This is a genomic window from Streptomyces phaeochromogenes (genome assembly GCF_001418655.1).
Lineage (GTDB): Bacteria > Actinomycetota > Actinomycetes > Streptomycetales > Streptomycetaceae > Streptomyces > Streptomyces phaeochromogenes.
Window position 1 is genome coordinate 1 of record NZ_LIQZ01000642.1, and the last position, 1,304, is coordinate 1,304.

Annotated in this window: 1 protein-coding gene; it reads left to right on the forward strand. The window is 72.8% G+C overall.

Annotation, left to right across the window (positions count from 1 at the left end):
- The first annotated feature begins 173 nt into the window (after positions 1-173).
- Positions 174-1,211 (forward strand): rod shape-determining protein, encoded by a 1,038-nt coding sequence (locus tag AOK17_RS47060; protein WP_055618758.1) that lies wholly within the window; start codon positions 174-176, stop codon positions 1,209-1,211.
- Positions 1,212-1,304 lie beyond the last annotated feature (93 nt).

Consider the following 1,304-nt stretch of genomic DNA (forward strand, 5'->3'; position numbering starts at 1 on the left):
CCGCAGGACGACCCCCCAAGACCACCCCACCAGGCGACCCCACAAGACCACCCATCCAGCGGCACCCCACCCGGCCCACCTCAAAAGGCGACACCCCGTCAGGTCCCCCACGATGCGAAGGAGGACCGCCGCCCGGCCGAGTCCCCACGTCCGTGCTCTCGGGAGGACCCGCCATGACCGCCAGCCTGGAGCAGTTGCGCCGCTGCCATTTCGCCGTCGACATGGGGGCGGCGAGGACTCGTGTCTTCGTGAAGGGCGCCGGGCTCGTCGTGGACCAGCCGAGCGTCGCCGCCGTGAACACGAAGACCGGCGCCCTGATCGCCGTCGGCGAGTTCGCGGAGAAGATGACGGGGCGTACGCCCGACTACATCCGCGTCGTGCGACCCGTCTCCGGCGGCACGGTCGTCGACATCGAGATGGCCCAGCGCATGCTGCGCCAGCTGCTCGGCGACAAGGTCCGTCGCGCCCTGCGCCGCAAGCCCCGGCTGCGGGCCGCCATCTGCACCCCGCACGACGCCGACCCGCTCGCGGAGCGCGCCGCGGTCGAGACACTCGTCGGACTCGGTGCGCGGCGCGTCGAACTCGTCGACACGCTCATCGCCGCCGGCGTCGGCTGCGGACTGCCCGTGGAACGGCCCGAGGCCACCATGATCATGGTGTGCGGGGCCGCCGCCACCCAGGTCGCGGTGCTGTCCCTCGGCTCGATCGTGACGGCCGCGCGCATCCCCGTCGGCGGCGAGGCCATCGACCACGCGATCGTCCAACACCTGCGCCACCAGCACGAGTTGATGCTCCCGTCGCAGTCAGTACGACCGCTGCAGCTCGCCCTCTCCGGGAACGGGCTCACCCCGCACGGCCCCGCCTCCACCGAGATCCACGGCAGGGACGTGGCCACCGGCCTCGCCCGTTCCGTACAGGTCGACACGGCCGCCGTGCGCGACGCGATCCAGACCCCGCTGACCGCCGTACTCGACGGCATCGGCAAGGTGCTCCGCGTCTGCCCGCCGGACCTGGTGGCCGACCTCGCCGACCGCGGGATCATGATGGTCGGCGGCAGCGCCCTGCTGCCGGGCCTCGACCAGATGCTGCGGCACGCGACGGGCATGCCGGTGCACATCGCCGAACGCCCCGACGTCTGCGCGGTCCTCGGCCTGGGCGCGATGCTGGAGGGCAGGATCGAGCCCCTGGCCCTCGACCCGCTGGCCACCTGAGCACCCGAGCACCCACCCCGAACGCAGCTCGTACGCAGAGAGCCGGACCCTCAGCCGCCCGCATGAGCGAAGCCTCCGAACCCCCTGAGCCCC